Below are 25,721 nucleotides of genomic sequence, written 5' to 3'. Positions count from 1 at the left end.
ATAGATCCCAGGATTTTCGTCCGGTGCCCCTCTTTGCAGCTTGCTGCGGGTAGTGGCCGCCGATGGGTTTCCGGTCAGAGGGCCCAACCAGCCGGTGTAGCTCAGTTGGTAGAGCAGCTGATTTGTAATCAGCTGGTCGGCGGTTCGAGTCCGTCCATCGGCTCCAGACGCGGGAGTTCCGGGATCTAGAAGTAAGATGCAAAACATGGGGGTGCGCCACAGTTGGAGAGGTGGGCTGGACTGTAAATCCAGTGTTTCGGCTGAGTAGGTTCGAATCCTACCACCCCCACACCATGTTATTTGGTCTTGACGACGGATCGTCGTCGGTTTTTTACCAGTCGCGGAAGTAGCTCAGCTGGTAGAGCATCAGCCTTCCAAGCTGAGGGTCGCGGGTTCGAATCTCGTCTTCCGCTCCACGTCGCCTTTCCCTCGGGAGGGGCGGCCAGTTTTACTTCAACCGAATTGCCGACGTAGCTCAGGGGTAGAGCACTTCCATGGTAAGGAAGGGGTCGTGAGTTCAAATCTCACCGTTGGCTCAAGGGTAATACTTCTCCCTCACTCGTGGGTGGAGATAGGGGCGGCCGGGGTTGCGGTCGGCACCCTGAATAAGCACCATTTTTTAAATTCAAAATAGGTTATCCTAAGATGGCTAAGGAAAAATTTGAAAGAACTAAACCCCACGTTAACGTGGGTACCATTGGTCACGTTGACCACGGTAAGACCACCCTCACCGCAGCTATCACCACCGTACTTTCGGAGGCCGGCGGCGCAAAGAAGATGGACTACGACACCATTGACTCGGCTCCCGAGGAGAAAGAGCGTGGTATCACCATCAACACCGCTCACGTAGAGTACGAAACGGCTAACCGTCACTACGCTCACGTTGACTGCCCCGGTCACGCTGACTACGTAAAGAACATGGTAACCGGTGCCGCCCAGATGGACGGTGCTATTCTGGTAGTTGCTGCTACCGACGGCCCCATGCCCCAGACCCGCGAGCACATCCTCCTGGCCCGCCAGGTAGGTGTACCCAACATCGTGGTCTTCATGAACAAGGCTGACCTGGTCGACGACGAAGAGATGCTCGAGCTGGTCGAAATGGAAGTACGCGAACTGCTGAGCCAGTACGAGTACGACGGCGACAACGCCAGCATCATCATCGGCTCCGCCCTGAAGGCCCTCGAAGGAGACGCCGAAGGCAAGAAGCAAATCATGGACCTCATGGCCGCCGTCGACAGCGACATCCCCGAGCCCGAGCGTCTGGTTGATCAGCCCTTCCTGATGCCCGTTGAGGACGTATTCTCGATCACCGGTCGTGGTACCGTTGCTACGGGTCGTATCGAGCGCGGTGTCATCAACGTAGGTGACTCCGTAGAGATCCTGGGTATGCAGGCCGCTGAGGCCAAGCCCCTGACCTCCACCATCACCGGTGTAGAGATGTTCCGCAAACTGCTCGATCGCGGTGAAGCTGGCGACAACGCCGGTCTGCTGCTCCGCGGTATCGACAAGGAAGCCATCAAGCGCGGTATGGTAATCTGTAAGCCCGGCAGCGTGAAGCCCCACAGCCACTTCAAGTGTGAGGTTTACGTTCTGTCGAAAGAGGAAGGCGGCCGTCACAAGCCCTTCTTCAACGGCTACCGTCCCCAGTTCTACTTCCGTACCACCGACGTAACCGGCGACATCACCCTCCCCGAGAACGTGGAGATGGTAATGCCCGGCGACAACGTCACCCTGGAAGTGAAGCTGCTGAACACCATCGCCATGGAGAAAGGCCTCCGCTTCGCTATCCGCGAAGGTGGACGTACCGTAGGCGCCGGTCAGGTAACTGAAATCCTCGAGTAGGACTCCGCGGGGCTCCGGCCCCTCCGGTTTACTCATCGAAAGTGAAAGTTAAGCGCTCGAATGAGGGTGCTTAACTTTCTCATTTAGAAAGTACGAAATACGAAAGCGGAAACAAGAAGGACAAAGGTTATGGTTAACCCGTAAGCTACCTTCGGCCTCTTTCCTTTTGATTTCGTACTTCATCCACGGGTGTAGCTCAATTGGCAGAGCACTGGTCTCCAAAACCAGGGGCTGGGAGTTCGAGTCTCTCCACCCGTGCATAAGCGAGCAGGTAAAGGACTTTCGGGACTATCTCCCGGTCCTTTCCCGGCTCCATAACTCAATCCCCAACAATGGATAGGTTTGGATTATACCTGCGGGAAAGCTACAACGAGCTGGTGCACAACGTGACCTGGCCACCGTATTCCACGCTTCAGACGAATACGATCCTGGTGCTCACCGGCTCCGCAATTTTCGCGCTGCTCATCCTGATGATGGACTTTGTTTGGAACAACGTCGTTGACTTCATCTACTCCGCAGGGTAAGTACAGTATAAGCACAGCATGGCAGACAACAAATGGTATTCGCTGCGGGTAATCAGCGGCAAGGAAAAAAAGATCAAGGAGCGCATCGAGAAGGAAATCGAGCGCAACAACTGGGGTGACCTGGTGACCAAGATTGTCGTGCCCACCGAGAAAGTCTACAAGATCCGCAGCGGCAAGAAGGTCATCTCCGACCGTAACATCCTGCCCGGCTACATTCTCGTCGAAGCCGACCCCTACGCCCTTAACGCCGAGGTAGTCGACGCCATTACCAGCCTGCCCAACGTCATCCATTTCCTGGGCAAAAGCGAGCCGGTACCCATGCGGGAATCGGAAGCCAACCGCCTCCTCGGCAAGGTGGACGAAAGCCTCGAAGCCGGCGATACCATGATCGAGCCCTTCATCGAAGGCGAGACCGTGAAGATCATCGACGGGCCCTTCAACGAGTTCGTGGGCGACATCCAGGAGGTGAACGAAGAAAAGAAAAAACTGAAAGTGATCGTCAAGATCTTCGGCCGCGGCACGGAAGTAGAGTTGAACTTCATGCAGGTCGAAAAGCAGTCTTAAGAATACTAATCATTCCACACGTCGGAGGGCCCGGTTGCAACACGATCCGGTCCGTTGGTACGACACAAATAAGTCAGCATGGCTAAGGAAGTAGAAACCTTTATCAAACTACAGGTCCGCGGTGGCGCGGCCAACCCGGCCCCGCCGGTCGGTCCGGCACTGGGTGCCAAGGGCGTCAACATCATGGAGTTCTGCAAGCGCTTCAACGCCGCTACCCAGGACAGCCAGGGTAAGATCCTGCCCGTAGTCATCACCGTCTACAAGGACAAGTCGTTCGACTTCGTCATCAAGACGCCCCCCGCCGCCGTACAGCTGCTCGAAGCCGCCAAGCTCAAGAGCGGTTCCAAGGAGCCCAACCGCAACAAGGTGGCCAAGGTAACCTGGGAACAGGTTCGCGCCATTGCGGAGAACAAGATGCCCGACCTCAACGCTTTCAGTGTAGAAAGCGGCATGAAGATGGTTGCCGGCACCGCCCGCTCCATGGGGATCACCGTAGAGGGCACCCCGCCCTGGGAAGCGTAAGCGACCCCGTCTCAATCACACCATTTATCAAGTAGGGAGCATACCCCCGGTATGCGCTATAAACCTCAAAATCATTACTCATGGCTAAACTTAGTAAGGCGCGCAAAGCCGCCACTGAGAAAGTCGATGCTACGAAGCAGTACAGCCTCGAGGAGGCCCTCGCCCTCGTCAAGGAGGTGAACACTGCCAAGTTCAACGCATCGGTTGACGTACACGTACGTCTGGGGATCGACCCCCGCAAAGCTGACCAGGCCCTCCGCGGTACGGTCACCCTTCCCCACGGTACCGGCAAGACCAAGCGTGTACTCGCTTTCGTCACCGCCGACAAGGAGCAGGAAGCCCTGGACGCCGGAGCCGACTACGCTGGTCTCGACGAGCTGGTGGCCAAGGTGAACGACGGCTGGACCGACTTCGACGTGGTCGTGGCTATGCCCCAGACCATGGCCAAGGTAGGACGCCTGGGTCGCGTACTGGGCCCCCGTGGCCTCATGCCGAACCCCAAGACCGGTACGGTCACCATGGAGGTAGGCAAGGCCGTTTCCGACGTGAAGGGCGGCAAGATTGCCTTCCGGGTAGACAAGTTCGGTATCGTCCACAGCAGCATCGGTCGGGTAGAGTTCTCTCCCGAGCAGCTCAAAGACAACGCCAACGAACTGCTGTCCACGCTGGTGCGCATGAAGCCCAGCAGCGCCAAGGGCAACTACATGAAATCGGTGACCGTTGCCTCTACCATGAGCCCCGGCATCAAGGTCGATCCGAAGACCATCGCCTAACCGTCCAAACTAAGAATCATGAATAAGCAAGACAAAGCGACGGCCATCGAGTCTCTGAAAGAACGCTTTCAGAACAACGAGTACTTCTACATCGCCGACGCCTCGACCCTCTCGGTTGAGCAAGTAAACCGCCTGCGCGGCCTCTGCTACAAGCGGGGCGTAAGCATGCAGGTAGTGAAGAACACCCTGGCCCGCAAGGCCCTGGAGCAGCTGCCCGAGGAAAACAACTATGCCCCCCTGTTCGACGCCCTGAAGGGCCCGTCGGCCATCCTGTTCTCCGAAGTAGGCAACGCGCCCGCCAAGGTGATCAAGGAGTTCCGCGAGGACAAGGGTGAGCGCCCCGTACTGAAGGCGGCCTACATCGCCAGCTCGATTTACTCCGGCGACGACCAGCTCGACGCCCTGGTAAAACTCAAGTCGCGCGACGAGGTACTGGCCGACATCCTGACCCTGCTGCAAAGCCCCATGCAGAACCTGCTGGGCGGCCTGAAGGGACAGGGCAGCAAGCTCGCCGGCGCCCTCAAGACGCTCGAAGAGCGCGAGGCGTAACCCGCCGCACCCCGGTACTCCGGTACCACCAAACCAATTAACTGGCTTCCAAGCTGATACGCGATACTCTATCGTACATCACTATTAAATACATTTATATTATGGCAGACGTAAAAGCAATTGCCGACCAGCTCGTAGAACTTACCATCAAGGACGTTACCGAGCTCCTGCAGATCCTGAAAGACGAACACGGCATCGAGCCCGCAGCCGCCGCCGTAGCGGTAGCCGCTGGTGGTGGTGGCGAAGCCGGTGGCGACGCCGCTGCTGAGCAGACCGAGTTCGAGGTCGTTCTGGAATCTGCCGGTGGCAGCAAGCTGAAGGTCGTGAAGGAGGTTAAGACCCTGCTGGGTCTGGGCCTGAAAGACGCAAAGGAAATGGTTGACGGTGCTCCCGCCACCCTGAAGTCCGGCGTCGACAAGGCTGAAGCCGAAAGCATCAAGGCCGCTCTCGAGGAGGCCGGTGCCACGGTGGTACTTAAGTAATTAGGTACACTCCTTTCTAGGATATAAGCGCGGGGGCGCTGCCGCACGGCGGCACCCCCCGCTTTTCCTTTTTACTATAGGCTTAGCGGACAACGGTCCGGCTGGGCCATTCGCGTATTAGAAATCGCCTGCGGGCTGCAACTTTAATGGGGACCGTCCTGTTAACATACTTCGCAGTACCCCATACCTCCGGAGAATTTTTCGCCGGAATCCATACTATACCATTCGGGCCAGTGCCACCGCGGAAGGCCACCGTCCGGATAAAACCAAGGAATGCTAATGACGTCAAACGGCCAAATTCTTAATGCCGAAGAGCAACGGGTGAGCTTCGGCAAGATCAAGCTAACCGATCATTCTCCCGATCTTCTAGAAATACAATTAAAATCCTTCCAGGAATTCTTCCAGTTGGAGACCACCCCGGAAAACCGGGCGCTTGAGGGTCTCTATCGGGTATTCCAGGAGAACTTTCCCATTTCTGATACCAGGAACATCTTCAATCTGGAGTTCCTGGATTATTTCGTTGACCCCCCCCGCTACACCATCGAGGAGTGTATGCAGCGCGGCCTGACCTACAGCGTTCCGCTGAAGGCCAAGTTGCGGCTCTCGTGTAACGACGAGGAGCACGTCGACTTCAAGACCATCGTGCAGGACGTCTTCCTGGGGAACATCCCCTACATGACGCCCAAAGGCACCTTCGTCATCAACGGCGCCGAGCGGGTCATCGTTTCCCAGCTGCACCGCAGCCCCGGCGTATTCTTCGGCCAGAACTTCCACCCCAACGGCACGGCGATCTACTCCGCCCGGGTCATCCCCTTCAAGGGCGCGTGGATGGAATTCGCCACCGACATCAACACGGTGATGTACACCTACATCGACCGCAAGAAGAAGTTCCCCGTAACCACCCTGCTGCGAGCCATCGGTTACGATTCGGACAAGTCCATCCTGGACCTTTTCGACCTGGCCGACGAGGTAGCCAATACCCGTGAAGCCCTCACCGCCGCCATCGGCCGCAAACTCGCCGCCCGCGTACTGCGCGCCTGGACGGAAGACTTCGTCGACGAGGACACCGGCGAGCTGGTCATCCTGGAGCGTAACGAAATCATCCTCGAGCGCGACACCGTGCTGACAGAGGACAACATCGAGGACATCCTGGCCGCCGACGGCATCGAGAACATCATCCTGCAGAAGGAGGACGTTGCGATGGACTACAGCATCATCTACAACACCCTGCAGAAGGATCCTTCCAGCAGCGAAATCGAGGCGGTGCAGTACATCTACCGCCAGCTGCGCGGCAGTGACCCGCCCGACGAAGAGACCGCCCGCGGCATCATCGACAAGCTGTTCTTCAGCGACAAGCGCTACAACCTCGGGGAGGTAGGGCGCTACAAGATCAACCGCAAGCTGAACGCCGGCACCGACGACGAAACCCTGGTACTGACCAAGGAAGACATCATCGCCATCGTGAAGTACCTGGTCGGTCTGATGAACCAGCGCGCCGAGATCGACGACATTGACCACCTGAGCAACCGCCGCGTACGCACGGTGGGTGAGCAGCTCTACGCCCAGTTCGGCGTAGGCCTGGCCCGGATGGCCCGCACCATCCGCGAGCGGATGAACGTGCGCGACAACGAGGTCTTCACCCCGATCGACCTGATCAACGCCCGTACGCTGTCGAGCGTCATCAACTCCTTCTTCGGAACCAGCCAGCTGAGCCAGTTCCTCGACCAGACGAACCCCCTCTCCGAGATCACCCACAAGCGGCGGATCTCGGCCCTCGGACCTGGAGGTCTGAGCCGGGAGCGCGCCGGATTCGAGGTGCGTGACGTTCACTACAGCCACTACGGTCGCCTGTGTACGATCGAGACGCCGGAAGGTCCCAACATTGGTCTGATCTCCACCCTCTGCGTGCACGCCAAGGTGAACAAGATGGGCTTCCTGGAAACCCCCTACCGGGCCGTCGCCGACAGCCAGGTGGTCATGGAAGGTGATCCGATCTACCTGAGCGCCGAAGGAGAAGACTTCAAGAAGATTGCCCAGGCCAACGCCACCATCGACGAGAAGGGAGCCTTCACCAGCGACCGCGTCAAGGCGCGCGACCACGGCGACTTCCCCGTACTCGAACCTTCCGAGATCGAGTTCATGGACGTAGCTCCGAACCAGATCGTGGGTGTTTCGGCTTCGATGATCCCCTTCCTGGAGAACGACGACGCCAACCGCGCCCTGATGGGATCGAACATGCAGCGCCAGGCCGTACCCCTGCTGAAGCCCACCAGCCCCATCGTGGGTACGGGCCTCGAAGGCAAGGTCGCCCGCGACAGCCGCATGCTCATCAATGCAGAAGGTGAAGGTACTGTCGAGTACGTCGACGCCAACGAGATCATCGTACGCTACGAGCGCAGCGAGGAAGACCGCCAGGTCTCCTTCGACGACGACACCAAAACCTACCGCCTGACCAAGTTCCTGCGGACCAACCAGGGAACCTGCGTCAACCTGAAGCCCATCGTCCGCCGCGGACAGAAGGTGAAGAAGGGTGACATCCTCTGTGACGGCTACGCCACGGAGAAGGGTGAACTCGCCCTCGGACAGAACCTGAAAGTGGCCTTCATGCCCTGGAAAGGATACAACTTCGAGGACGCCATCGTGCTGAGCCAGCGCGTGGTCCGGGAGGACATCTTCACCAGCCTCCACATCGAGCACTTCGAGCTCGACGTGCGCGACACCAAGCTGGGCGAGGAGGAACTCACCAACGACATCCCCAACGTCAGCGAGGAAGCCACCAAGGACCTCGACGAGAACGGTATCATCCGCGTCGGCGCCTGGGTCAAGGAAGGCGACATCCTCATCGGCAAGATCACCCCGAAAGGGGAGAGCGACCCCACCCCGGAGGAGAAGCTGCTGCGCGCCATCTTCGGCGACAAGGCCGGCGACGTGAAGGACGCCTCGCTGAAGGCCAGCCCCTCCCTGAAGGGTGTGGTCATTGGCAAGGACCTCTTCAGCCGCACCAAGAAGGAGCAGTCGCAGAAGGACGCCGAAAAGCTGGAACTCCAGAAGCTGGAGGACGAGCACAAGGTGAACCTGAACAACCTCAAGACGGTGCTGGTCGACAAACTCGACAAGCTCGTCCGCGGCCGCGCCAGCCAGGGTGTCAACACCATCTACGGTGAGGTCGTCGTACCGAAAGGGGAGAAGTTCACCCAGAGCCTCCTGCGCGAGGTGGACTACACCACCATCGACTACAGCGGCTGGACCACCAGCGACGAGCTGAACGCCCTCATCGCCCGCCTGCTGCACAACTTTAGCATCAAGGTGAATGAGGAAGTCGGACGCTACAAGCGGGAAACCTTCAACATCAGCGTGGGCGACGAACTGCCCGCCGGCGTGCTGAAACTCGCCAAGGTGTACCTGGCCAAGAAGCGCAAGCTGAAGGTAGGCGACAAGCTCGCCGGTCGTCACGGTAACAAGGGTATCGTAAGCCGCATCGTCCGCGATGAGGACATGCCCTTCCTCGAAGACGGCACTCCTGTCGACATCATCCTCAACCCCCTCGGTGTACCCTCGCGGATGAACCTGGGGCAGATCTTCGAAACCGTCCTCGGATGGGCCGGAGAGAAACTGGGTATGAAGTTCGCTACCCCCATCTTCGACGGTGCCAGCCAGGACGAGATCGAGGAGTACATCCAGAAGGCCAAGCTGCCCAGCCTGGGTCAGGCTTACCTCTACGACGGGGAAACGGGCGACCGCTTCCACCAGCAGGCAACGGTAGGCGTGATCTACATGCTCAAGCTCAGCCACATGGTGGACGACAAGATGCACGCCCGCTCCATCGGACCCTACTCCCTCATTACCCAGCAGCCGCTGGGTGGTAAGGCGCAGTTCGGTGGACAGCGCTTCGGTGAGATGGAGGTGTGGGCCCTGGAGGCCTTCGGTGCCTCGAACATCCTGCAGGAACTGCTGACCATCAAGTCGGACGACATTCAGGGACGGGCCAAGGCTTACGAGGCCATCGTCAAGGGAGACAACCTGCCCGAGCCGAATATCCCCGAGTCGTTCAACGTACTGGTCCACGAGCTTCGCGGCCTGGCCCTGGACGTCAAGTTCGACTAGTCACCTGATCCCTCCGTCGTCCGAATGCGGCCGGCGTTCTGTTGAAAATCAAGTTTCAGGCGCGGGCGCGGGTTCCTCCCCCGGAACCTGCGCTCCGCCGCCCGAAACTTCCCTATAAAATTAACTATGGCATTTAAGAAGAGTAACAACCTCCAGAAGCAGGACTTCGATGCGATCACCATCAGCCTGTCGAGCCCGGATGACATCCTGGAACGCAGCTACGGTGAGGTGCTGAAGCCCGAGACCATCAACTACCGCAGCTACAAGCCGGAAAGGGATGGTCTGTTCTGTGAGCGGATCTTCGGCCCGGTAAAGGATTACGAGTGCTACTGTGGTAAGTACAAGCGGATCCGTTACAAGGGCATTGTATGTGACCGTTGTGGGGTCGAGGTGACCGAAAAGAAGGTGCGGCGCGAGCGCATGGGCCACATCCGCCTGGTGGTTCCCGTGGTGCACATCTGGTTCTTCAAGAGCCTGCCCAACAAGATCGCATACCTCCTCGGCTTCAGCTCGAAGCACCTGGAGAGCATTATCTACTACGAGCGCTACGTGGTCATCAACCCCGGTATCCGGGAGAGTGAGGAGATCATGCACAAGACGCTCCTGACCGAGGAGCAGTACCTCGACATCCTCGAGACCCTGCCCCCCGAGAACCAGCAGCTCGAGGACGGCCACCCTGACAAGTTCGTCGCCAAAATGGGTGCCGAAGCCATCCGTGACCTGCTCGAAGGACTGAAGCTCGACGAGCTCAGCTTCCAGCTGCGCCACCAGGCCAACACCGAAACCAGCCAGCAGCGCAAGAGCGAGGCCCTGAAGCGGCTGCGCGTAGTGGAAGCCTTCCGCGACGCCCAGGAAAACGTGACCAACAAGCCGGAATGGACCATCATCCAGTACCTGCCCGTCGTTCCCCCGGAACTGCGCCCGCTGGTACCCCTGGACGGTGGCCGTTTTGCCTCTTCGGACCTCAACGACCTCTACCGCCGGGTCATCATCCGCAACAACCGCCTGAAGCGCCTGTTGGAGATCAAGGCCCCCGAGGTCATCCTCCGCAACGAGAAGCGGATGCTGCAGGAAGCCGTCGACAGCCTCTTCGACAACAGCCGCAAATCCAACGCCGTAAAGGCCGAAGGAGGCCGCGCCCTGAAGTCGCTGTCCGACATCCTGAAAGGCAAGCAAGGTCGTTTCCGCCAGAACCTGCTCGGTAAGCGGGTCGACTACTCCGGTCGTTCCGTCATCGTGGTAGGCCCCACGCTGAAGCTCCACGAATGTGGTCTGCCCAAGGGCATGGCCGCCGAGCTTTTCAAGCCGTTCATCATCCGCAAGCTCATCGAGCGCGGCATCGTCAAGACCGTCAAGTCGGCCAAGAAGCTGGTCGACCGCAAAGAGCCCGTAATCTGGGAGATCCTGGAGAACATCCTGCGCGGCCACCCCGTGCTGCTCAACCGGGCCCCGACGCTGCACCGTCTTTCGATCCAGGCCTTCCAGCCCAAGCTGATCGAAGGAAAGGCGATCCAGCTGCACCCCCTCGTCTGTTCGGCCTTCAACGCCGACTTCGACGGTGACCAGATGGCCGTCCACGTGCCCCTGAGCCAGGCCGCCATCCTGGAAGCCCAGGTGCTGATGCTCTCGGCCCACAACATGCTCAACCCCCAGAACGGTACGCCCGTGACCCTGCCCAGCCAGGACATGGTACTCGGACTGTACTACATCACCAAGCAGCGCCGCAGCGAAGGCGACATCAAGGTGAAGGGTGAGGGCCGCAAGTTCTACAGCTCCGAAGAGGTGATGATCGCCTACAACGAAGGGCAACTGGAACTGCACGCCGTGATCCACTGCCGCGTACCCGTAGAGCAGGAAGACGGCAGCCTGAAGCTGAAGCTGATCGAGACCACCACCGGTCGCGTGATGTTCAACTCGGCCGTTCCCGAAGGCATGCCCTTCCAGAACGTGCTGCTGACCAAGAAGAACCTGAAGCTGGTGATCGCCGACATCCTCGAGCGGTCCAACTTCGCCACCACGGCCACCTTCCTCGACAAGATCAAGGATATGGGCTTCACCTGGGCGTTCAAGGGCGGTCTGTCCTTCAACCTCGGTGACCTGATCTCGCCCTCCGTCAAGCAGGACGTACTCGACCAGGCCCGCTCGGAAGTGGATGAGGTGATGGACAACTTCAACATGGGTCTGATCACCAACAACGAGCGCTACAACCAGATCATCGACAAGTGGACGTACGCGGATAACCAGATCACCAACACCCTCATGCAGGAGTTGGCCACGCACAAGCAGGGCTTCAACTCGGTCTACATGATGCTGGACAGCGGTGCGCGGGGTTCCACCCAGCAGATCAAGCAGCTGTGTGGTCTGCGGGGACTGATGGCAAAGCCGAAGAAGTCGAACGACAGCGGCCCGGCCGTAATCGAAAACCCGATCCTCTCCAACTTCGTCGACGGACTCTCCGTACTCGAGTACTTCATCTCTACCCACGGTGCCCGTAAGGGTCTGGCGGATACGGCCCTCAAGACGGCCGACGCCGGTTACCTGACCCGCCGACTGGTCGACGTGGCCCAGGACGTGGTTGTCATGGAGAACGACTGTGAAACCCTGCGGGGCATCGATACCTCCGCCCTGAAGGAAAACGACAAGGTGGTGGAAAGCCTCTCGAGCCGCATCGCCGGCCGCTTCGCCCTCCACGAAATCGTTCACCCCGTCACCGATGAGGTGATCGTGAAGGCCGACGAGTACATCGACGACCGCACGGCCAAGTACATCGACGACGAAGGCATCGAGGAAGTGACCATCCGTTCGGTCCTGACCTGTGAGGTCAAGCGGGGCGTCTGCGCCAAGTGCTACGGCAAGAACCTGGCCACCGGACGTCAGGCCGAAATCGGCGACGCCGTCGGTATCATCGCGGCCCAGTCGATCGGTGAACCCGGTACCCAGCTGACCCTGCGGACGTTCCACGTAGGTGGTATCGCCTCCGTAACCCGCCAGGAAAGCGAACTGGTCTCCAAGTTCAACGGAAAGCTCGTCTTCGACGGCGTCCGGGTCGTTACGGCCGAGAACGAAATGGGCGATAAGCAGGACGTTGTCCTCTCCCGCTCCGGTGAGATCAAGATCGTGGACCCCGAGACCGGCAAGGTCTTCGCTACCCACCACCTCCCTTACGGCGGTACCATCCACGTGAAGGACGGCCAGGACATCAAGAAGGGCGACGTGATCGTGGAGTGGGACCCCTACAACGCGGTCATCATCTCCGAATTCAAGGGTACGGCCCGCTTTACCGACATCGAGGAAGGGGTAACCTTCCGCACCGAGCGCGACGACCAGACCGGCTTCGAAGAGAAGGTGGTCATCGAAACCCGCGACCGGAAGAAGATCCCGACCATCGCCATCCTGGGCAAGGACGGTGAGGAACTGCGCAGCTACAACCTGCCCGTCGGTGCCTACATCAGCATCGAAGACGGTGCCTCCGTGGTTGTTGGCGAGAAGATCGTCAAGATCCCCCGGAAGCTCGGCAAGATTGCGGATATCACCGGTGGTCTGCCCCGGGTAACGGAACTCTTCGAGGCCCGTAACCCCAGCAACCCGGCCGTAGTATCCGAAATCGACGGCGTGGTCACCTTCTCCAAGAAGATCAAGCGCGGTAACCGCGAACTGATCGTGGAGGCCAAGGACGGCCAGAAGCGCAAGTACCTCATCAACCTGAGCAAGCACATCCTGGTCCAGGATCAGGACTTCGTGCGCGCCGGTATGCCCCTCTCCGACGGTGCCATCGCTCCCCGCGACATCCTCGACATCAAGGGCCCCTTCGCCGTACAGACCCACCTGGTCAACGGCGTACAGGAAGTATACCGTTCGCAGGGTATCACGATCAACAACAAGCACATCGAAGCCATCGTCCGCCAGATGATGCGCCGGGTGCAGATCGTGGACAGCGGCGACACAAGCTTCCTCGAAGGAGAAGCCGTGGAGCGCTACGAGTTCTTCGAGCAGAACGACTGGATCTTCGACAAGAAGGTCATCACCGACGCCGGTGAAAGCGAGAAGCTCAAGGAAGGACAGATCGTGACCATGCGCCAGGTGCGCGAGGAGAACAGCTACCTGAAGCGGAACGACCTGAAGGGAGTTGCCTACCGCGACGCCCAGGCTGCTACCAGCTTCCCGCTGCTGCAGGGCATCACCAAGTCGAGCCTCGGTACGCCGAGCTGGATCAGTGCCGCCTCCTTCCAGGAGACGACCAAGGTGCTCTCCACCGCCGCCATTGCCGCCAAGCGCGACTACCTGGAAGGCCTCAAGGAGAACGTCATCGTCGGTAAGCGGATCCCCGCCGGTACCGGTATGCGTCGCTACGACCGCCTCTTCGTTACCACCAAGGAGCAGCAGGAGGCCTGGGAGGCCCGTCAGGCCGCCTTCGCCGAGGAGGAAGCCGCCGCCCGCGCCGCCGAGGAAGCCGAACTGGCTTCGGAGGAGCCGGCCGAATAAGCCGCTGCTCACTGAACTGAATAGATCAACGCCCCGTCGGAATCCTCCGGCGGGGCGTTTTCCATTGAGGGGGCAGTGACATTCTTCCCGGGCATGCCGGTAAGTCCGCCCCTGATTACCTTAGGGCCATGATCTATGCCGCCCTGCCCCTCGAGCCCTCCGAACTGGAATACCTGCGCGCCGGGGTGGGGGAGGAGGAAGTCGTCTACGGTCCGGAAGTGACCGCGGAAGCACGCGAGAAGACGGCCCGGCAGGCCGACATCATCGTCGGCAATCCGCCCCTGGAATGGCTGCGGGGAAACGACCGGCTGCAGTGGCTGCAGCTGAAATCGGCGGGCTTCAGTGAGTACACCGAGCTGAGTGGGGAGGAACTTCCCTTCACCATCACCAACTGCACGGGACTGTTCGGCACTCCAGTAGCGGAAACGGCCCTGGCCGGGGTGCTGTCGCTGCTCAGGGAGATACCCACCTTCGTGCGGGACCAGCAGGTGGCCCACTGGCGCGGTGCCGAAATCCGTCCGACGCTGGGGACCCTGTCCGGCAGTCGGGTGATCATATTGGGGCACGGTTCCATCGGCGGCACCTTCCGCGAGCTGCTGACGGGCTTCGGCTGCCGGGTGGAAACCATGGGCCGGCGCGGTAAGGCCGACTTTTACACCCTGGAGGAACTGGACGACCGACTGCCGGAAGCCGACGTGGTGATGGCCGCCCTGCCCGAAACCGAGGAAACCGTGGGGCTCTTCGGTGCCGAGCGGCTGGCCCGCCTCAAAGCGGGCTGCATCTTCGTGAATGTCGGCCGGGGCAGCCTGGTGGACGAAGCCGCCCTGCTGAAGTTGCTCCACGGTGGACACCTGGGCGGGGCCGTACTGGACGTAACCCGCCAGGAACCCCTGCCCGCCGATGATCCCCTCTGGCAAGCCCCCCGCACCCTGCTCACCCAGCACAGCGCCGGAGGAGCGGCCAACGAGATGCGGCGCATCATGGATCGCTTCCTGGACAACCTTTCCCGCTTCCGGGCCGGTCAGCCCCTGGAGCACGTCGTAGAACTTGGGCGCGGCTATTAGTCACCGGCGCCTGGGAAATTGCCTATACTTGGAGGCGAAACCAACCCCTTTTGCGCGTGGATCTTGGATTGACAGATAAGGTAGTAGTCGTGACCGGCGGTAGCCGCGGCATTGGCGCCGCCATTGTACGCGCCCTGGCCCGCGAAGGGGCCCGCCCCGTCATCGTGGGCGACGGTAGTTCCGAGGCCGCGGCCCTGATCCAGCAGGTGGAGGCCGCTGGCGGACAAGCCTATTTCCTGGACCGCTACCTCAGTACACCGGCCGATAGCGAGGCGGCCATCGGGGAGGTCCTTCGTCGGTTCGGCCGCATCGACGGACTGGTCAATAACGCCGGCGTAAACGACGGCGCGAGCCTCGAACGGGGGCCCGCGGCTTTCCGCACCTCCCTGGAGAAGAACCTGCTGCACTACTTCGATATGGCTCATTATGCCCTGCCGGCCCTGAAGGAAAGCCGGGGCGCCATCCTGAACATCGCATCCAAGACGGCCCTCACCGGCCAGGGCGGCACCTCGGGCTACGCGGCCAGCAAGGGCGGACAGCTGGCCCTCACCCGGGAATGGGCCGCGGAACTGGCCCCCCTTGGTATCCGGGTCAACGCCATTGTACCGGCGGAAGTGATGACGCCGATGTACGCGGACTGGATTTCCACCTTCGACGAACCGGATGGCAAACGCCGCGAGATTGAACGCCGCATCCCCCTCGGCCAACGGATGACCACCGCCGAGGAGATCGCCGACACCGCCGCCTTTCTGCTTTCCCCCCTCAGCAGCCACACCACGGGGCAGTGGATTTTTGTAGACGGCGGTTACGTTCACCTCGACCGGGCCCTCTAAACCCATACGGTATGCCCCTTCACTATTTTTTGTGCGACTTAAAGGACGACGCGGCGGCTATTGCTGCCTACGAAGACCACCATGCCCCCGGCAACGTCTGGCCGGAGGTGGTCGAAAGCATCCGCGGCGCGGGAATCCGCAATATGGAGATCCTGCGGGCGGGTAACCGGCTGGTCATGGTCATGGAAACCGGTCTGGAATACGATGCGCAGGCGAAAGCCGCCGCCGACGCAGCCAACCCCGTAGTCCAGCGGTGGGAGAGGCTGATGGATACCTTCCAGCAGCGGCTGCCTTTCGCCGCCGCGGATCAAAAATGGGTGCCGCTGCACCGGATCTTCAACCTGCACGATCAGTTGTAGGGCTGCTCTCCCGGTCGCTACTCCCAACCCAGGCATTGCCAACCGTTTCAACGCCCCTCGTCTGGAGGTCCTTTTCCGTACGTACATTTTAGGTGAAGAAGACTGGGGTTGTCTTAACGACGGGGCCGTACTTACGAGGAGCAATCCAGAAGAAATGCTAGAAGGGCAGCCGGTCTGCGGATGACCTGCCTCGGGCGATGCCGCCCACCATTCTGGCGTAGTCCGGCGGCATCGGAACTCGGGAGGAACAGATCGGATCATTGACCTTTCCCTTGGCAAGACTCACCATTCTTTCGTGGGGAAAAGTCCTGATGCTCCTGATAGATATTGATCGAAGATACAAGCAGAAAAAGCGGCCTGGGGTACCCGAATGGGGTAAATGCATAGTAAATAAAATAATGTGTAGACAACTGTAACTTGGAGGTTAGCGGCAAGATAAAACGGGAACTATGCGGCACGTGGCCATCATTTCGCCTACGCTAAACGGCTGCATGCAAATCCTAAAACGCACTTTCTTATGCCTACCATTACCCCCTCCTTCACCCCTCACGCTGCACTAATCGAGCAGTTGGGGTACCGCGACAAAATCTTCACCGAGAACCCCCGACTGATCTACCCCTGGTGGCGGCTCCCCTGCCGTGTCCGGCTGTTGCTTGTCACCGACAGCTTCCTGGATTTCGGGACCGGCGACTTCGGCCTTTCGACCTTTGTCAATATGCTGGTCAACGATCAGCGTTACTATGTTCGCTTCGAGATCACGCTGGGCCACCGCGGCAATTTCGTAGGAGATCCCGGAGTGGCCGTGGAGCGCAGCATCCCACAATTCCGTTTCAATAATGCCGACCACTTCGCGGGCGACAAATACGACGAGGTTTGGTTATTCGGGGCCGATTCCGGATCCAACGAACTCGGCAACGACGAACTCCTCGCCCTGGCCGGTTTTATGAACGGCGGTGGTGGCGTTTTTGCCACCGGCGACCACGGCAGCCTCGGCAAGGGCCTCTGCGGAGATGTCCTGCGGGTGCGGGCCATGCGCCTGTGGGACAACACGAGCGGAAAGGTTGGCATGACCGATCCCCAGCGAAACGACACGAATCGAATTGGTCACGATGTCGGTTCCCAGTTTGATGATCAATCCGACGATATCCCTCAGACCATTGCACCTAAGCTGTACAGCAATCGGCTCAATTTCTTCTGGAAAGAAACCTATCCACACCCCCTTCTCTGCAGCCCCCTTGGCCGCATCACGGTATTGCCGGACCACCCGCACGAAGGGGAATGTATTGCCCCGACTGATTTGGCCACGACCTACATAGATGGGTCGGCCGAATTCCCCGGTGGCATAGCCCCCGAAGTTATAGCCCACTCCACCGTACCCGCTGGTAACACCGCAGGTTTCAAGCAGGCCACCCAGCACCACAGTTTTGGCGCTATCAGCGCCTACGACGGATATCTCGCCGACGTCGGGCGTGTAGTCACCGACGCCACTTGGCACCACTGCGTGAACGTCAACCTGGTTGGAGAGCAAACCGATATTGAAAGCAACCGCGGCACTACCGAGCACCCAAGCAAGCTGACCGGCTTCCTGAGTACCGCCAGCGGGCAGCAGCACTTGCAGCAGATCAAGCATTACTTTATAAATACCGCAGTTTGGCTGGTGCGCAAGGCCCAACGGTGGTGCTTTACTTCCCGCTACCTCTGGCACCTGACTTTCCATCACCGGGTGATTGAAGCCACGACAAACTACGCCGACCTTCCACTCGACCGGTACAGACCCAGTTTGCTCTACGAGATTGGCACCCACGCCATCGACGTCCTCGGCCGGAGGGCCGGACAGTGTCGACGCCTGGAATTGATCTTTGAAATCTTTTACGAATTCGACCCCCTGCGCGACCTCATTCCCTCCATTGACCCCTGGGTTTTCCGCCTGGAGGAGGAGGAGGAGGACCCGCTACTGCCCTGGATCAACCTGGAACCGCTGTACGGGATCATCATAGGTGCTGGGCTGGTAGCGCTCCGCCAGCAGTTCAACGACCGGGATTTTGCGCCGGACCAAATTGAGGACGAAGAAATTCGCCGGGTGTTCCTTGAGGGTGCCCAACGTGGCATAGATTTAAGCAAGGAGAGCTTTAAACGTCAGATGGCCACCGTAAGGTCCTTACTCTAGTGCCGCACCGCTACCGTGAAGTCCCCCGGCGCCCCCTGCCTAGAACAGACTCACCCGCGAGAGGGTAGGGGGCGCCAGGGCATCCGTAATCTCGATGATGAGCTGGTCGGTCACCACGGAATCCACCGGCAGAATACGCTTGTACCCCACGGTTTGCGCGGTGCCGATCTCCTGGAGCTCACCGTCCACCCGGGCCAGGACCCGGAAGGCGGCGATGCGCTGACCGAGGCGGATGTTTTCCTGCAGCATGACGTAATTCACCTCTCGGGGCTCGGGCAGGGTGAGGGTAAGGGCACCGGTGGTCACGCCGTCGTCGGTGGCCCAGTAGGTGGCGGGGTCGTCGTCCAGTACCTGGGTGGGGGCGTAGTCCGCGTGCCCACCGCGGTAGCCGTCGCCCTCAGCCGTAGCGTCTTCGGCCAGGTTACGGGCGAAGGTGGAGTCGATCATCTGCCGCCATTGCAGCAGGTTGGCGGAGTCAATTTCGTGGATGCGGCCCCGGCGATCCGGCGGCACGTTGAGCAGCAGTACCGATCCGCGGCCCACGGAGGTCAGGTAGATCTCGAAGAGTTCCTCGGGGCTTTTCACGAGGCTATCCTCCTCAGGGTGGTAGAACCATCCCGGGCGGATGGACACGTCGACCTCGGCGGGCATGCAGGTGTCGGCACCGCGGGTGCCGTGGTTCAGCAGGTCGGTGATGCCTGCTTTGCCAGCGTAGAGGGTGTCGGGGTCGATGGTGTTCCAGTTCGGCTCGCCGGCGTAACCGCGTTCGTTGCCCACCCAGCGGATGTCGGGGCCGGCGTCGCTGAAGATGATCGTCTGCGGATCGGGCTGCAGTTCGCGCACCATCTCGATGGTGGTGGGCCAGTCGTAATAGTGCTGCCCATCGATGCTGCGCCTTTCGTCGGCCCCGCCGTAGTGGCCGTCGCCGCCGTTGGCTCCGTCGAACCACATTTCAAAGATGGGGCCGTAGCGCTCGAAGATCTCCGTCAGCTGGTTACGGTAGTAGGTGATGTAGGTGGAATCCCCGTAGTCGGCCCGGTTGCGGTCCCAGGGGGAGAGGTAGACCCCGAACTTCAGTCCGTGGCGGCGGCAGGCTTCCTCGACCAGCCCGACGATGTCGCCCTCCCCGTTTTTCCAGGGGCTCTGCTCCACGGAGTGGTCGGTGTATTCACTCGGCCAGAGGGTGAATCCGTCGTGGTGCTTGCTGGTCAGGATAACGCCCTGGAAACCGGCCGCTTTCAGGGTGGTGATCCACTGATCCACGTCCAGGTCGGTGGGGTTGAATATCTCGGGGCTCTCGTCTCCGTATCCCCACTCCAGGTTCGTGAAGGTGTTGGTAGTGAAGTGGATGAAGGCATTGGTTTCCATCGCGTGCCAGTCGAGCTGCGCCTCAGTAGGGACGGGGCCGTAGGGGGCGGGTGGCTCAGGGGGCGGCGGCGCGCAGGATCCCAGGCCAAGCAGGAGCGCCAGGCCGACGGAGAAGATGGGGTAGTGGGTGGAAGACATGAAAGCGTTTGGGGGTGGGTTAATGCGTGACGGGGGGTAGGCCGTAAATCCGCTCGGCGTTAGATCCGAAGCAACCGGTGGAATCCAGCCCCGGGAAGTTTCGGTAGACCGCGAACTGGGCCGCGTAGTCGGCCGCCAGCAGACAAACCGGCCAGTCCGATCCGTAGAGGAGGCGGTCCGGGCCGAAGGCCTCTACGGCAACGGTGAGGTAGGGTTGCAGGGCTTCGGCCGTCCATTGGTAGCCGGGTACTTCGGTGACCATGCCGGAAAGTTTGCAACTCACCCCGGGGAAACCCGCCAGGGTGCGCAGATTCCGCACCCAGGCGGGGTCCGGAGGCCCGTCGATCACGGGTTTGGCCAGGTGGTCCAGGACGAACCGTTGCTCCGGGAAGGCATCTACCAGGTCGATGGCCTCGGGCAACTGGTAGTGGTACACCAGCAGGTCGTAGGTGAGCCCGTAGCGGTGCAGCAAACTGATGCCCCGGCGGAAATCCGGCCGCGCCATGAAACCCGCCGGCTCGCCCTGCAAGATGTGGCGCACGCCGACAAACTTCGGGTGGGCCGCGTAGCGGGCCAGCTGCTCCTCAACGTCCGGGGCGCAGAGGTCGACCCAGCCCACCACCCCGCGGATGAAGGGGTGGCGGTCGGCCAACTCCAGCAGGAAGTCGCTTTCGGCCAGCGACTGGTCCGCCTGCACCGCCACGCAGCCGTCGACTCCGTTAGCGGCCAGGATAGGGGCCAGGTCAGTGGGGAGAAAATCCTGCCGGAGCACGCCCATGGAAGCGTCGATCCATGCGTCCCGGACGGGGTCAAATTGCCAGAAGTGTTGATGGGCGTCGATGATCATGTCCCCAAGGATACGGTTTCCCCCCCGAACCGGGAAGCCGGGCTTTGCGGAATTTCCCGGCACCCGCGACCGCGCTCGAAGACCCGCTATCCTTCCCGGCAATCCAAGTCCGTACCGCTCACTACCTTATCGGCGCAAACCCAAGCTACCAAATGCGTTCACTACTCCTTTTGCTCCTGCTGTCCTTATTTGTTTCCCCAAATCTGGACGGACAGGCCCCCGTTGATACTGCGGAACTGACCCGCTTCTTCGCGCCGCTGAAGTACCGCAACATCGGTCCCTTCCGGGGTGGCCGCTCCGTCACCGCTACCGGCGTGGCCAACGATCCGCTGACCTACTATATGGGCACCACCGGCGGGGGGATCTGGAAAACGACCGACGCCGGGCAACGTTGGGAGAACATCAGCGACGGCTATTTCGGAACCGGTTCCGTGGGTGCGGTGGCCGTCTCGCGCAGCCACCCCCGGATCGTTTACGCCGGAATGGGCGAGCACGCGCCCCGGGGCGTGATGACCTCCCACGGCGACGGGGTGTACCGCTCCAACGACGCCGGCAAAAGTTGGCAGCACCTGGGCCTGAAGGAAACCCAGCACATTTCGCGCATCATCATCCACCCGGAAAACCCGGACGTGGTCTACGTGGCCGCCCAGGGGCAGCTCTTCGGGCCCAACGAGGAGCGCGGCGTGTACCGCACCACCGACGGCGGGGCCAATTGGGAACGGCTGCTGTACGTGAACGATCTGACGGGGGCGGCCGAGCTGAGCATGGACCTCAGCAACCCCGACGTACTCTACGCGGCCATGTGGGAGCACCAACGCTTCCCCTGGCAGGTGATGAGCGGCGGACCGGGCAGCGGACTGTACAAATCTACCGACGGCGGCGACAGCTGGGAGGAGATGACCGAGGGGCTGCCCGAGGAAAAGGGCAAAATGGCCATCGCCGTGGCCCAGTCGAACCCGGACAAGGTGTATGCCCTCATTGAGAGTGATTCCGACGCCGAGAAGGGCGGGCTGTTCGTTTCCGAAGACGCCGGCGGCAGCTGGTCGCGGATTAGCAAGGACCACCGGATGGTGCAGCGGGCCTGGTACTACCTGGAGGTCTTCGTGGACCCCACCGACGAGGACGTAGTGTACGTGCTGAGCGCCTCCCCCCTGCGCAGCATCGACGGGGGCAAGACCTGGGAGACCCTCGGCGGCACCCACGGCGACTACCACGACCTGTGGATCAACCCCGACAATCCCCGCAACCTCTGCATCGCCAACGACGGCGGGGCGGCCATCAGCTTCAACTACGGACAGACGTGGTCGACCCAGGACAATATGCCCACCGGGCAGTTCTACCGCATCAACGTGGACAATGCCTTCCCCTACAACATCTACGGCGGGCAGCAGGACAACACCTCGGTCAAGATCGCGAGCCGCAACCTGGCCGGCTCCTCCATCTCGGCTTCCCAATGGGAGGCCAGCGCAGGGGGAGAAAGCGCCTTTCTGGCCTTCGACCCCGACAATCCCCGCTATGTGCTGGGCGGCAGCTACCTCGGAACCATAGAGGCGCTGGATACCCGCTCGGGCGCCAGTACCAACATCATGGCGGCCCCCATCCAGTACCTCGGCCGGGCGGCCCGCGACATGAAGTACCGCTTCAACTGGAACGCCCCCATCATCTGGTCCCGCCACGAACCCGACACCTACTACCACGCCGCCCAGCACCTGCTGCGGACCCGCGACCTGGGCCGTACCTGGGAGGAGGCCAGTCCGGACCTGACCCGCGACCAGGACGACAAGCAGGGCCTCGGCGGCGGCCCCTACACCAACGAGGCCGTGGGAGCCGAGAATTACGGCACGATCAGCTACGTCACCGATTCCCCCCACGCGGCCGGTGAAATCTGGGTCGGCACCGACGATGGCCGCATACAGCTGACCCGCGACGGAGGCACAAGCTGGACCGACGTTACTCCGGCCGGACAGGGAGAAACCCTGGTCAACGCCGTGGAGCTCTCCCCCCACGCCGCCGGCACGGCGTACATCGCCACCACCCGCTACAAGTTCAACGACCACACCCCCCGCCTGCTCAAAACGACCGACTACGGCAAGAGCTGGTCCGACATCACCGGCAACCTCCCGATGGGGGCCTACACCCGGGTGGTCCGCGAAGACACCGAGCGCAAAGGCCTGCTGTTCGCCGGTACGGAAACGGGCATCTTCGTGTCCTTCGACGACGGCAAGCGCTGGGACCGCTTTAACCTGAACCTGCCCGTGACGCCAATCACCGACCTGATGGTCGCCCACGACGACCTGATCGTGGCCACCTCCGGGCGGGCTTTCTGGATACTGGACGACCTGGAACTCGTGCGGCAGTACCGCAAGCCTACCGGTGCGCCCCGGCTGTTCGCTCCGGCGGACGCGGTGATCGGGGGAGGGGGCAGCCCCCTCAATGGCAGCGATGCCGGATTCGATGGCACCCAGCCCCTGGAGGGCGTCAATCCCGCCTCCGGAGTCGTACTCTACTACTACCTGCCGGAAGCGGCGGACTCCAGTGAGGTAACCCTCACCCTTACGGATGCGGATGGAGAAGTGGTGAGGACCCTGAGCAACCACCGGGACGACAAGCGGGAAGTGTACCCCGGTGGTCCGCCGGCAGAATCGGTGATTCCCGCCCGCAAGGGCCTGAACCGCTTCGTCTGGGACATGCGGCACGGGGAGCTCACGGGCGTGCCTTCGGTGTATATCGAAGCCAGCTTCCGCGGCCACAAGGTGGCGCCGGGTACCTACCGGGCCCAGCTGGACATAAACGGTACCCGCCTGGAGGAAGAGATTACCATCCTGCCCAATCCCCTGTACGACCTCACCGCGGCCGACTATGCCGACTACCACGCCTTCATGGCCCAGGGAGAGCAGTCGGTAAACGAAATGCACGCCCTGGTCAACGACCTGCTGTCCGTACAGCAGCAACTGGAGCGGCTGACGGAACGGCTGGAAGCCGGAGCAGCGTTGGAAGCCGCCCGGGCTTTGCTGACCGACCTGAGAGACTGGGATGAAAAGATGGTGCAGCGGAAGTCACAGGCGTACGACGACGTAGAGAACTTCCCCAACAAGTTTACCGCCGACTACCTCTTCGTGCTTAACCACGCCGAAAGTGGCCTGCCCCGGGTGAACGAGCCGACGCGACGGGAAATGCAGGAGATGGAGGCCCGCTGGGCAACCCTGCGGCAACAGGGAATGCAACTGCGCAACGAGCGCGTCAGTGAGCTGAACCGGAAACTTTGGGAGGAGGGCATCGGAGCCCTGTGGATGCTGGAGTAGTGTAGTGGGGTCGATGCTCTAATTCAGGAAATAGATTTTGGCTACTGTTTACCTGAATAGAGCATCGACACTAGAGAGAGACACTATGAACAAACACGTGGTTACTTAGGCAATGGCTGAATAACCGTATTCCACACTTGCAGAATCTGGGGTTAAAACGGGACGGCTATCCGTTTATTTTGTCAGGACACGCATTGCTTAGTGTTAAATCTGCACGATGTGTTTGCGAGCAATACATATTCCTCGTTAAGCTACTGTGTCTGAGTGTTTTAAGTATTGTGACATTCAATGACCGTGACGGGAGAAATATTCCCTTTTCCGCTAGGTGAGCGTGGTTAATGCACATAACGGGCTTCTACTCCGGCGGAGTGGCGATTTGTACTCCGGGCATGAGTACGACAGTACCCGGCCGTCGTGGCGGGGCTGCAGCAGATTATCCTACTTGGGAGGTGTGGCTACCGCTTGGCGCGGAAGTTGCCGGCCATCTGGGCCATCATGGGGTTGTTGGACAACTTGTGCATCATCTTGCGCATCTGGTCGAACTGCTTGACGAAGCGGTTGACGTCGTCCATGCCCTGGCCGCAACCCCGGGCGATCCGCTTCTTGCGGCTCAGGTTGAGCAGTTCGGGGCTGGCGCGTTCCTCGGGCGTCATGCTGTAGATGATGGCTTCCACGCGGGAGAAGGCGGTGTCGTCGATGTCGATGTTTTTCATCGCCTTTGACATGCCGGGGATCATGTTGAGGAGGCTCTTCATGTCGCCCATGCGTTTGAGTTGGGCCAGCTGGCTGAGGAAGTCGTTGAAGTCGAACTTGTTCTTCTTCATCTTCTTCTCGAGGCGCTTGGCCTCCTCCTCGTCGAACTGGTCCTGGGCCCGCTCCACAAAGGAGATAATGTCGCCCATGCCGAGGATACGCTGGGCCATCCGGTCGGGGTAGAAAACGTCGAGGGCATCCATCTTCTCGCCGGTGCTGACGAATTTGATGGGCTTGCCGACGGTGTACTTCACCGACAGGGCGGCACCGCCGCGGGTATCGCCGTCCAGCTTGGTGAGTACCACGCCGTCGTAATCGATGCGCTCGTTGAAAACCTTGGCGGTATTCACGGCATCCTGTCCCGTCATGGAGTCCACGACGAAGAGGGTTTCGTTGGGGTTGATGGCCTGGCGGACGTCGCTGATCTCCTGCATCATCTTCTCGTCGACCGAGAGGCGGCCGGCAGTGTCGACGATGACGACGTCAAATTTGTTTTTCCGGGCGTGGTCGATCGCCTTAAGGGCAATCTCGACCGGGTTCTTGTTCTCCGGCTCCTTGTAGATCTCGGCGCCTACCTGTCCGGCCAGTACCGTCAGCTGGTCGATGGCCGCGGGGCGGTATACGTCGCCCGCCGTCAGCAGCACCTTCAGCTTGCGCTTTTCCTGGAGGTATTTGGCCAGCTTGCCGCTGAAGGTGGTCTTACCCGAACCCTGGAGACCGGCGATGAGCACCACGGCCGGGTCACCCTTTACGTTGATGCCGACGGACTGTCCACCCATCAGCTCGGTGAGCTCGTCCTGTACGATCTTCACCATCAGCTGACCAGGCTTCACGGCCTTCAGCACGTTTTCGGTGCCGAGGGCTTTTTCCTTGACCTTGTCGGTGAATTCCTTGGCGATCTTGTAGTTAACGTCGGCCGCTACCAGGGCCCGCCGGATTTCCTTCAGGCTCGTGGCTACGTTGATCTCGGTGATGCGATTGTCACCGGTCAGTGATTTGAAGGCGCCTTCCAGGCGGTCGCTGAGGTTGTCGAACATGTCGGTAAATT

General features: G+C 60.6%; 17 protein-coding genes and 5 tRNA genes. 19 read left to right on the top strand and 3 right to left on the bottom strand.

What is annotated here, in order from left to right; all coding sequences use genetic code 11:
• Window positions 1–90 precede the first annotated feature (90 nt).
• The 18 genes from CGL56_RS03195 (at window position 91) to CGL56_RS03110 (ending at window position 18,265) form a co-directional block, all read left to right on the top strand.
• Window positions 91–166: transfer RNA gene (locus CGL56_RS03195), tRNA-Thr, on the top strand.
• 41 nt (window positions 167–207) lie between these two features.
• A tRNA-Tyr gene (locus CGL56_RS03190) sits at window positions 208–289 on the top strand.
• 51 nt (window positions 290–340) lie between these two features.
• Window positions 341–416 (top strand) — tRNA-Gly (locus CGL56_RS03185).
• A gap of 48 nt (window positions 417–464) precedes the next feature.
• Window positions 465–536 (top strand) — tRNA-Thr (locus CGL56_RS03180).
• Window positions 537–645: 109 nt separating this feature from the next.
• Entirely contained in the window at window positions 646–1,842 is a 1,197-nt protein-coding gene (gene tuf / locus CGL56_RS03175) for an elongation factor Tu (protein WP_099105037.1), read from the top strand.
• 185 nt (window positions 1,843–2,027) lie between these two features.
• Window positions 2,028–2,100 (top strand) — tRNA-Trp (locus CGL56_RS03170).
• Between the two features lie 74 nt (window positions 2,101–2,174).
• On the top strand, window positions 2,175–2,366 hold the full coding sequence (gene secE, locus CGL56_RS03165; RefSeq protein WP_099105036.1) for a preprotein translocase subunit SecE: 192 nt from the start codon (window positions 2,175–2,177) through the stop codon (window positions 2,364–2,366).
• Window positions 2,367–2,384: 18 nt separating this feature from the next.
• Window positions 2,385–2,930 (top strand): transcription termination/antitermination protein NusG, encoded by a 546-nt coding sequence (gene nusG / locus CGL56_RS03160; RefSeq protein WP_099105035.1) that lies wholly within the window; start codon window positions 2,385–2,387, stop codon window positions 2,928–2,930.
• Between the two features lie 78 nt (window positions 2,931–3,008).
• Entirely contained in the window at window positions 3,009–3,452 is a 444-nt protein-coding gene (rplK, locus tag CGL56_RS03155; RefSeq protein ID WP_099105034.1) for a 50S ribosomal protein L11, read from the top strand.
• A gap of 80 nt (window positions 3,453–3,532) precedes the next feature.
• Window positions 3,533–4,225 (top strand): 50S ribosomal protein L1, encoded by a 693-nt coding sequence (gene rplA / locus CGL56_RS03150; protein WP_099105033.1) that lies wholly within the window; start codon window positions 3,533–3,535, stop codon window positions 4,223–4,225.
• Window positions 4,226–4,243: 18 nt separating this feature from the next.
• Complete coding sequence (gene rplJ, locus CGL56_RS03145) at window positions 4,244–4,774, top strand: 50S ribosomal protein L10 (RefSeq protein WP_099105032.1); 531 nt, start codon at window positions 4,244–4,246, stop codon at window positions 4,772–4,774.
• Window positions 4,775–4,875: 101 nt separating this feature from the next.
• On the top strand, window positions 4,876–5,256 hold the full coding sequence (gene rplL / locus CGL56_RS03140) for a 50S ribosomal protein L7/L12 (RefSeq protein ID WP_099105031.1): 381 nt from the start codon (window positions 4,876–4,878) through the stop codon (window positions 5,254–5,256).
• Window positions 5,257–5,535: 279 nt separating this feature from the next.
• Window positions 5,536–9,360, top strand: a complete 3,825-nt coding sequence (rpoB, locus tag CGL56_RS03135; RefSeq protein ID WP_099105030.1) for a DNA-directed RNA polymerase subunit beta — start codon at window positions 5,536–5,538, stop codon at window positions 9,358–9,360.
• A 126-nt stretch (window positions 9,361–9,486) separates the two neighbouring features.
• Window positions 9,487–13,842, top strand: coding sequence for a DNA-directed RNA polymerase subunit beta' (gene rpoC, locus CGL56_RS03130; RefSeq protein WP_099105029.1), 4,356 nt, complete (start codon window positions 9,487–9,489; stop codon window positions 13,840–13,842).
• Window positions 13,843–13,970: 128 nt separating this feature from the next.
• Window positions 13,971–14,906 (top strand): D-2-hydroxyacid dehydrogenase, encoded by a 936-nt coding sequence (locus CGL56_RS03125; RefSeq protein WP_099105028.1) that lies wholly within the window; start codon window positions 13,971–13,973, stop codon window positions 14,904–14,906.
• Between the two features lie 56 nt (window positions 14,907–14,962).
• A complete protein-coding gene (locus CGL56_RS03120; protein WP_099105511.1) occupies window positions 14,963–15,739 on the top strand; it encodes an L-fucose dehydrogenase in 777 nt (258 codons plus the stop codon).
• A gap of 11 nt (window positions 15,740–15,750) precedes the next feature.
• Complete coding sequence (locus CGL56_RS03115; RefSeq protein ID WP_099105027.1) at window positions 15,751–16,098, top strand: L-rhamnose mutarotase; 348 nt, start codon at window positions 15,751–15,753, stop codon at window positions 16,096–16,098.
• Window positions 16,099–16,615: 517 nt separating this feature from the next.
• A complete protein-coding gene (locus CGL56_RS03110; protein ID WP_099105026.1) occupies window positions 16,616–18,265 on the top strand; it encodes a hypothetical protein in 1,650 nt (549 codons plus the stop codon).
• A gap of 39 nt (window positions 18,266–18,304) precedes the next feature.
• Here the strand turns inward: CGL56_RS03110 and CGL56_RS03105 are convergent, their stop codons facing one another.
• A complete protein-coding gene (locus tag CGL56_RS03105; protein ID WP_099105025.1) occupies window positions 18,305–19,771 on the bottom strand; it encodes an alpha-L-fucosidase in 1,467 nt (488 codons plus the stop codon).
• A 19-nt stretch (window positions 19,772–19,790) separates the two neighbouring features.
• On the bottom strand, window positions 19,791–20,618 hold the full coding sequence (locus CGL56_RS03100; RefSeq protein WP_099105024.1) for an amidohydrolase family protein: 828 nt from the start codon (window positions 20,616–20,618) through the stop codon (window positions 19,791–19,793).
• Between the two features lie 152 nt (window positions 20,619–20,770).
• Here CGL56_RS03100 and CGL56_RS03095 point away from each other — a divergent pair, with 152 nt between their 5' ends.
• Complete coding sequence (locus tag CGL56_RS03095; protein WP_099105023.1) at window positions 20,771–23,920, top strand: VPS10 domain-containing protein; 3,150 nt, start codon at window positions 20,771–20,773, stop codon at window positions 23,918–23,920.
• Between the two features lie 455 nt (window positions 23,921–24,375).
• Here CGL56_RS03095 and ffh read toward each other — a convergent pair whose 3' ends face one another.
• Window positions 24,376–25,710 (bottom strand): signal recognition particle protein, encoded by a 1,335-nt coding sequence (gene ffh, locus CGL56_RS03090; protein ID WP_099105022.1) that lies wholly within the window; start codon window positions 25,708–25,710, stop codon window positions 24,376–24,378.
• Window positions 25,711–25,721 lie beyond the last annotated feature (11 nt).

This window comes from Neolewinella marina (assembly GCF_002631205.1).
Lineage (GTDB): Bacteria > Bacteroidota > Bacteroidia > Chitinophagales > Saprospiraceae > Neolewinella > Neolewinella marina.
The sequence above is the reverse complement of the archived record's forward strand: the minus strand, read 5'-3'. Positions and strand labels throughout refer to the sequence as shown.